This window comes from Prevotella sp. AM23-5, assembly GCF_003473645.1.
Classification (GTDB): Bacteria; Bacteroidota; Bacteroidia; order Bacteroidales; family Bacteroidaceae; genus Prevotella; species Prevotella copri_A.
The window spans coordinates 1-5,795 of sequence record NZ_QUCG01000117.1 but is presented as its reverse complement, the minus strand read 5'-3'; the positions used below and the strand labels follow the sequence as shown (position 1 = coordinate 5,795).

Below are 5,795 nucleotides of genomic sequence, written 5' to 3'. Positions count from 1 at the left end.
ATTGGATGATAGTTGCGGATTTTAGGTTCATTTGATTTATTTGATTCATTTAGGATGGGCATTAAAAGCCCATCCTTTCAATGCCGCCTGTGGCGGCCGATTTTCAAAAATATAAAATTACAGTTCAAATTATGACAAAACAGGAAATATTAGAACGTGAGGATGCGCAATCCACTACCATCCATCTATATAAGGAAGGCATCTTTTGGAAGGCGTATGAATATTCCGCCTATAGGTTCGTCTTCGGCATCCTGAAATGCAAGCCCAAGAAACAGCGTTTCAAGGAAACATCTTCCGAGATGATACATATAGGATTCCCTTTGACTTCTCTCGACACCCATCAAGATTCGTTCCGTCTCATCTCAAAGGACGAGAACACTTGCACCATTGAGCCAGTGGACTTTCTGCCTCAAATGACTTTTGAGGAGTGGAAAAATTCCATCGAGACAACTATTAGCAACAACAAAGGTGCAAACCTGATCCTACCCAAGGGAACAAGTCCAACTGATGAGTATATCATCAACAAAGTTCGCAGCTTCAATATTGAGAGCAAGACACCCATGGACTGCATGATGTTCCTGGTTGACTTAAAGAAGAAAATCAATGGCGAAGTATGACGAGCTTCCTGTGTTCAAGGCCACTTACGACCTTCTCTTGCGTATCTACATCGTCAGCCAACATTGGAGCAGAGACATTAGATATACGCTAGGCGAGGAATTGAAGAAAGAAGTGATAGAAATCCTTCAGCTTATCTATCAAGCCAATGCCTCGAAGAAGAAAGTAGCCTTTCTCTCCTCCTGTAGAGTGAAGCTGATAAAAGTAAGACTGCAGATTCGAGTCGCCAAAGACTTGAAACAGCTCCACCTCAATCAATATGGACTTCTTGCAGAAATGCAGGAGAACATATCCAAGCAGCTCTCAGGTTGGGAAAAGTCAGAACGTAGAAAGGAAAAAGAGAGTAAGAAGGAAGACAACAACAACAGTAACAATAAACAATAGTCATAACAAAAACTGTAAATGAAGGACATGGAGAAAGCTCCAAGCATCAACCAGAGTCTCGGATGGCAACCTCACAGTGCCATCGAGAGCGTGTTATGTAAATTCAGTAACCCTCCTATGGCGTAAATGATGCGCCACTAGCGAAAGAGAAAAGCCAAAGGGCGTAGTCATAGGGTATGACGGATGAGAAGTCCAATCTTCATGTTGGCTTGCTACCGTAGCATTCCATCGTGAATTTAACGAGTGGTTACATCAACCCTGCTGCTGGTTATCGCAACAGCGACGACGGTAGCATGAGCAACGTGGGCAGCAACGGCAACTATTGGAGTGCATCGCCGAACAGCGAGAATAACGGTTACAACTTGAACTTCAACAGTGGCAACGTGAATCCTGCGAACAACAACAATCGAGCAAACGGTTTCTCCGTGCGCTGTGTCCAAGCATTTACAAATGCAGAGAGAATCCATGTCCTCTTTATCTTATGCAGAGCAACTTAGGAATGACCTCTTCCGAGCATACGAGGATGCGAGGAAGAATAAAAGGAACACCATCGCCCAACTGGAGTTTGAAAAAGATGCGGAGCACAATCTCATAGAACTGTACCACGAGCTGCTTGACGGTAGCTATGTGCCAGGAAAATCCATCTGTTTCCTCACCCATTTCCCTGTACTGAGAGAAGTCTTCGCCTCACAGTTCCGTGACAGGGTAGTTCACCATCTGTTGTTCAACTATATCGCTCCAATCTTCGAGAAAACATTTATATATGACAGTTATTCCTGTAGAAAAGAGAAAGGAACACTGTTTGGTGTAGAGCGACTAGAACATCATATTCGTTCATGCACCAACAACTATACACATACAGCCTATATCCTCAAACTGGACATTCAAGGCTATTTCATGAGCATCAACAAGAACATCCTCTACGGTATTATTTACAACAAACTCATGAAGCAATGGGAAGAGAAAGGCAAGAACTGTAACATCCCTGGAAAGAATCCAGAGTTTATTCTCTTCCTTGTAGAAAGCATCATCTTCAAAGACCACACACTGGACTGCGAGGTGATAGGCAACAAGAAGGAATGGATGCTGTTGCCAGCGTCCAAGAGCTTGTTTTGCCAGCCAAAGGGCATCGGATTGCCTATCGGCGACCTCACCAGTCAACTCTTCAGCAATATCTATCTGAACGAGTTTGACAACATGATAAAAAGAAGATTCAAGATAAGGCACTACGGAAGGTATGTGGATGACTTCTATGTAGTACATCCATCCAAGGCATACCTAAAGAGCCTGATACCAGAGATAAGAACATTTCTGAAGGAAAGGTTAGGATTGACACTTCATCCCAAGAAGATATACTTGCAACCCTATACCCATGGCGTTGCATTTCTGGGTGCTTTCGTCAAGCCATACAGAAAATATGCCATACCAAGAAGCGTAAACAACTTCAGGAGCAAAGCCGAGAAAATCATCTCGTTCTCAACAAGAGACGAGTTGACCATAGGACAGTTGGAGGCAATCCAAACCTCACTCAACTCTTATCTCGGCTATCTTGGACATTACAAGAGCTATAAGATAATACACAAGAGCCTCACTGGTTCCGCAGTATTCAAGCACTTCTATTTCGCAAGTGGTTACAAAAAGTCCATCCCATATAAGCGATACACCAACAAGAGAAGAGAAAGGTGCGAGATAGCCCATGACTTGAATAGTATATTAACAGCATAAATATAAAGACATATATGAAACAAATAGCATTTCTCATCATCAGCATTTTGATGCTTGGATGCAGCTCGAAACCTGTCACCAAGCCAAATCCTGCGGCAAGTTTCGTTTCCTTTTGGGAGGGCTTCGACTTTTCCAACAAGGCAATGACAAACAATCCTGGAGTAACAGAAGCCAAGTTCAAGGATTTCTGTGGCGACCTCATATTTTCCAGCAAGACAGAGAGAAAACAGCAGATAGACACATTGCTGTCACGTTCCAAGCAAGGGAGCAAGGAAATGTTTCTCGGTTTCATGGAATTGGCAGAGAAACATCTTGCCGACCCAAATTCACCGCTGAGGAACGAAGAATGTTACATTCCCTTCTTGGAGTATGCGATAAAAGAAGGGAAAATTGACGAAGCCTACAAGGAACGTTACAGTTTCCAACTACGTAACGCCCTGAAGAACAGAGTTGGCACAATAGCCAACGATTTCACATATATAACAAGAGAAGGAACAACAGGCACATTAAAGAGCATAAAAGCCAACTACACGCTCATTTATTTCAACAATCCCGATTGTCACGATTGTAAACGAGTGTATAACATCCTAGCAGGAGATAGCCCCACCCTCGCCCACCTGGTGGCTAGAGGAGAACTAGCAATTCTTGCCCTTTATCCAGATGAGTCTCTAACCTCTTGGAACAAGAACAAGGGAATATACCCTTATAACTGGATAGTGGCAAGATATGCAAGGGACATTGACCGAGAAAGGTATAACATTCCAGCCATTCCTAGTACCTATCTCTTGGACAAAAACAAGAAAGTTATATATAAGGATGCCATTATCGAGGCTGTAGAGAGCTATCTAAGACATAAATACAAGCTATAAGAAATTACATTCATATCAAGAAAAGAACAAAACAATAGTAAAAAATTAAACTTGAATTGGCTCATTCTTCTCTGTGAAGAGCGGAATGAGTCTTTAATTATACGATAAGCGAATTATCAGAAACCTACCATATAACAGGCATATGGAACATTAAAAATTAAATGACATGAATAAAAAGAAAACAAAAATAATCCATGTCCACTTCTTCAGTGGACACAAGAACTACTATTTTGGGAGTGTGACCGCCATCTTCAAGATGTTCACATCCAAGGAAATAGGCTGCACGGAAGCCTATCTTCGTCATCAGCTCACGGAGGAAGGCAATCATTACATCAACGCCCAGGTCTTGATAATAAGGTCTGTGCTACATAGATAAAACGGATGGCTTCCACACACAAAGGTAGAAGCCATCCGTTTTTACCTTACCACAAGGCAACCTTTCCAATACCAGGCATACTAAAATACGCAGAAATATTCATTGCCTTAAAAACTCTAGCCATTGTAGAGAATGAAAGATTTGCCCCCCTTTCCATCCGTGAGACTTGAGATTTTTTCACTCCAATCAAATTACCAAGTTGTTCTTGGGTCAAGTGTCTCTCTTCCCTTGCTTTCTTGATAGCTTCCCCCATCAAGAATGTTTTCAAATCAGCATCCAATTTGTCTCTTCTTGGTGTACCTTTCTTACCAATGACGCTATCCATCATTTCATCATGAGTATAAAGTTTCATCTGTTCCATACTTATTTATTATTAAAATATTCCTTTCTAATTTCTTCTGCCTTTAATATCTCTTTGAGAGGAGTTTTCTGTGTCTTTTTAACAATGCCGTGAGTGGCTACCACGAACGCCTCTTTATCCTTATCCCAAAATGCAAAAAGACGATATGCCTTCTTATTATACAGAGTTCGAAACTCCCAGATTTCTGAATTTTCAAGTTTCTTGAATAGCTCTTTATCTGTATAAAACCTACATTTATTGATATTAAAAGCTATTTTATCTTGAACCTTAGAATCAAGAGATTGCAAAAAGCTCATAGCTTCCTCTGTATAGAGAATTGTAAATTTTGGCTTTTCTTTCATGTGACATTATTTTTTTTGCAAAGTTAGGAAAAAGTTCTAATATCTGTAAACTTTTTCCTAACTTTCTTGTTATATACACGAAAATTTAACACTTAGTAACAGTAAAAATAGCTCTTCTCAAATTTTAGGTTACTTTTTCAATCTCAGCCAAACAGCCTCATAGACAGAATCAATAGTGGCAGAAATCACGTTATCGGAGATTTCGAGTTTTTGCCAATCCTCATCCACCTCTCCCACGGTGTTTCTCCCTTTGTATAGAAGAGCCTCCCCATCGAGTTTTATCTTGGTGACCTGAACCTCTTCCATCGTGTCACCATAGAAATATCTTATGAGCCAAGCCGCTCCAAAGACATTTTCCTTGTGAAGGAGGTCTATTTCCTCCACCTCCGCCTCTTTCATCAAATCAACGATAGCCCTTTTGCAGTTATTATGCAAATGAAGTCTCTGTGCTGTAAAATCTATGTATTCCATATTTTGTTACGTTATGGAGAGGTGGTTAGCCTCTCCGTTACCTTAATTATTATGCCACAAGCTCATATTCGTGGAAGTAGATGTAATCATCCCCCTCGTAGTGGTCATCGTTCCACTTGTCTATTTCCTCCAAAGTGACGGTTTCCACCCCCATTCTTCGGGCTACATAGGAAAGTGCTTGTTCCTTCGTGTCGAAGTATTCCCACTCGTCAGCCCCATCCACGCAAGAGTCAACCAAGAAACGATAGTCGAAGAATCGTCCTTCCTTGTCGTTGGTGGCATAAACCTCCCCACCTTCCTCTTCCACGATGAAGTAAACCTTCATTCCCTCGAAATGTTTTTCAAGGATGTGTCGGAAGTCTGTAGCACCCCAAGCCTCCTCAGCCTCGATGCTTAGGACATCATCCTCCAGTTCACAAGTCTGGATGAATCCACGGAGATAATACCCTTTGGTGATCTCTCCCAGTTCCAGGGCAACATTACCCTCCCAATCCTTGGAAGCGTTGTCTTCCATTACAGGACGCTTGCCGTCCATAAACTCGTTAATCAACTCATTCAGAGTTTTCAAGTCCTCTTGCTTACCCTCAATTCGGTAGCTTGTACTAGCCCAATTTGCCATAATCGTTCTATTTTATTGGTTCAACATAAATGAA

10 protein-coding genes are annotated in these 5,795 nt (G+C 41.6%); 6 read left to right on the top strand and 4 right to left on the bottom strand.

Annotated elements, in window-relative coordinates; translation table 11 throughout:
• Positions 1–131: 131 nt before the first annotated feature.
• The 6 genes from DW657_RS16460 (at position 132) to DW657_RS16435 (ending at position 3,969) form a co-directional block, all read left to right on the top strand.
• The gene (locus tag DW657_RS16460) at positions 132–617 is read left to right on the top strand and encodes a hypothetical protein (RefSeq protein WP_118313472.1); all 486 of its coding nucleotides are present in this window, start codon (positions 132–134) and stop codon (positions 615–617) included.
• The gene (locus DW657_RS16455) at positions 604–999 is read left to right on the top strand and encodes a four helix bundle protein (protein WP_118313471.1); all 396 of its coding nucleotides are present in this window, start codon (positions 604–606) and stop codon (positions 997–999) included. Before DW657_RS16460 ends, DW657_RS16455 begins: the two co-directional genes overlap by 14 nt.
• A gap of 230 nt (positions 1,000–1,229) precedes the next feature.
• Positions 1,230–1,496 carry a hypothetical protein gene (locus DW657_RS16450; RefSeq protein WP_153083156.1) on the top strand — a complete coding sequence of 89 codons (267 nt, stop codon included), beginning with the start codon at positions 1,230–1,232 and terminating at the stop codon, positions 1,494–1,496.
• A complete protein-coding gene (locus tag DW657_RS16445) occupies positions 1,450–2,724 on the top strand; it encodes an RNA-directed DNA polymerase (RefSeq protein WP_118313470.1) in 1,275 nt (424 codons plus the stop codon). Before DW657_RS16450 ends, DW657_RS16445 begins: the two co-directional genes overlap by 47 nt.
• Before the next feature lie 14 nt (positions 2,725–2,738).
• Positions 2,739–3,593: a DUF5106 domain-containing protein gene (locus DW657_RS16440; protein ID WP_118313469.1), complete on the top strand. Its 855-nt coding sequence runs from the start codon at positions 2,739–2,741 to the stop codon at positions 3,591–3,593.
• 166 nt (positions 3,594–3,759) lie between these two features.
• Positions 3,760–3,969 (top strand): hypothetical protein, encoded by a 210-nt coding sequence (locus DW657_RS16435; RefSeq protein WP_118255845.1) that lies wholly within the window; start codon positions 3,760–3,762, stop codon positions 3,967–3,969.
• Between the two features lie 46 nt (positions 3,970–4,015).
• On the opposite strand, the gene DW657_RS16430 is transcribed toward DW657_RS16435, so the two are convergent.
• The 4 genes from DW657_RS16430 to DW657_RS16415 form a co-directional block, all read right to left on the bottom strand.
• The gene (locus DW657_RS16430; protein ID WP_118255885.1) at positions 4,016–4,330 is read right to left on the bottom strand and encodes a helix-turn-helix transcriptional regulator; all 315 of its coding nucleotides are present in this window, start codon (positions 4,328–4,330) and stop codon (positions 4,016–4,018) included.
• Positions 4,331–4,332: 2 nt separating this feature from the next.
• Positions 4,333–4,671 carry a type II toxin-antitoxin system RelE/ParE family toxin gene (locus DW657_RS16425; protein ID WP_118255884.1) on the bottom strand — a complete coding sequence of 113 codons (339 nt, stop codon included), beginning with the start codon at positions 4,669–4,671 and terminating at the stop codon, positions 4,333–4,335.
• A 129-nt stretch (positions 4,672–4,800) separates the two neighbouring features.
• Positions 4,801–5,142, bottom strand: a complete 342-nt coding sequence (locus tag DW657_RS16420) for a hypothetical protein (protein WP_147381988.1) — start codon at positions 5,140–5,142, stop codon at positions 4,801–4,803.
• Positions 5,143–5,191: 49 nt separating this feature from the next.
• Positions 5,192–5,761 carry a hypothetical protein gene (locus tag DW657_RS16415; RefSeq protein WP_118313467.1) on the bottom strand — a complete coding sequence of 190 codons (570 nt, stop codon included), beginning with the start codon at positions 5,759–5,761 and terminating at the stop codon, positions 5,192–5,194.
• Positions 5,762–5,795 lie beyond the last annotated feature (34 nt).

Bases quoted from the DNA above. Each gene is read 5' to 3' on its own strand.
- DW657_RS16455 (WP_118313471.1), top strand. From the start codon at position 604: ATGGCGAAGTATGACGAGCTTCCTGTGTTCAAGGCCACTTACGACCTT.
- DW657_RS16430 (WP_118255885.1), bottom strand. From the start codon at position 4,330: ATGGAACAGATGAAACTTTATACTCATGATGAAATGATGGATAGCGTC.
- DW657_RS16415 (WP_118313467.1), bottom strand. From the start codon at position 5,761: ATGGCAAATTGGGCTAGTACAAGCTACCGAATTGAGGGTAAGCAAGAG.
- DW657_RS16425 (WP_118255884.1), bottom strand. From the start codon at position 4,671: ATGAAAGAAAAGCCAAAATTTACAATTCTCTATACAGAGGAAGCTATG.
- DW657_RS16440 (WP_118313469.1), top strand. From the start codon at position 2,739: ATGAAACAAATAGCATTTCTCATCATCAGCATTTTGATGCTTGGATGC.
- DW657_RS16445 (WP_118313470.1), top strand. From the start codon at position 1,450: ATGCAGAGAGAATCCATGTCCTCTTTATCTTATGCAGAGCAACTTAGG.
- DW657_RS16460 (WP_118313472.1), top strand. From the start codon at position 132: ATGACAAAACAGGAAATATTAGAACGTGAGGATGCGCAATCCACTACC.
- DW657_RS16420 (WP_147381988.1), bottom strand. From the start codon at position 5,142: ATGGAATACATAGATTTTACAGCACAGAGACTTCATTTGCATAATAAC.
- DW657_RS16435 (WP_118255845.1), top strand. From the start codon at position 3,760: ATGAATAAAAAGAAAACAAAAATAATCCATGTCCACTTCTTCAGTGGA.